2 protein-coding genes are annotated in these 659 nt (G+C 41.6%); one reads left to right on the forward strand and one right to left on the reverse strand.

Going from position 1 to position 659, the window contains the following annotated elements; genetic code table 11:
* Window positions 1–221: super-infection exclusion protein B (locus tag ABEA04_RS22930; protein WP_345464687.1), on the reverse strand; the 221-nt coding region annotated here is incomplete at its 3' end.
* A gap of 236 nt (window positions 222–457) precedes the next feature.
* Between ABEA04_RS22930 and ABEA04_RS22935 the strand changes: the two genes are divergently transcribed.
* Window positions 458–658, forward strand: a complete 201-nt coding sequence (locus ABEA04_RS22935) for an antirestriction Ral family protein (protein WP_000213975.1) — start codon at window positions 458–460, stop codon at window positions 656–658.
* Window position 659 lies beyond the last annotated feature (1 nt).

The following is a 659-nucleotide window of genomic DNA, read 5'->3' on the forward strand; positions in this document are numbered from 1 at the left end:
CTTAGCTTAAATCGCTTATATCTGGCGCTGGCAATAGCTGATAATCGATGCACATTAATTGCTAGCGAAAATGCAAGAGCAAAGACGAAAACATGCCACACATGAGGAATACCGATTCTCTCATTAACATATTCAGGCCAGTTATCTGGGCTTAAAAGCAGAAGTCCAACCCAGATAACGATCATATACATGGTTCTCTCCAGAGGTTCATTACTGAACACTCGTCCGAGAATAACTAGTGGATCCATTTCTATACTCATCAAACTGTAGGGGTTGTAATAGTTTATCCGATTTCTCGCTGTAGGGGTACACGAGAACCACCGAGCCTGATGTGGTTAAAAGACAGGCACAATCTTTACTACCGCAATCCACTATTTAAGGTGATATATGGAAGAAGAATTTGAAGAGTTCGAAGAGCATCCTCAGGATGTGATGGAACAATACCAGGACTATCCGTATGACTACGACTATTGATAAAAATCAATGGTGTGGACAATTCAAGCGATGCAATGGATGCAAGCTGCAATCGGAATGCATGGTTAAGCCTGAAGAAATGTTTCCTGTAATGGAAGATGGGAAATATGTCGATAAATGGGCAATACGAACGACGGCAATGATTGCCAGAGAACTTGGTAAACAGAACAACAAAGCTGCCTGAT

Source organism: Nocardioides marinquilinus (assembly GCF_039543705.1).
Classification (GTDB): Bacteria; Actinomycetota; Actinomycetes; order Propionibacteriales; family Nocardioidaceae; genus Nocardioides; species Nocardioides marinquilinus.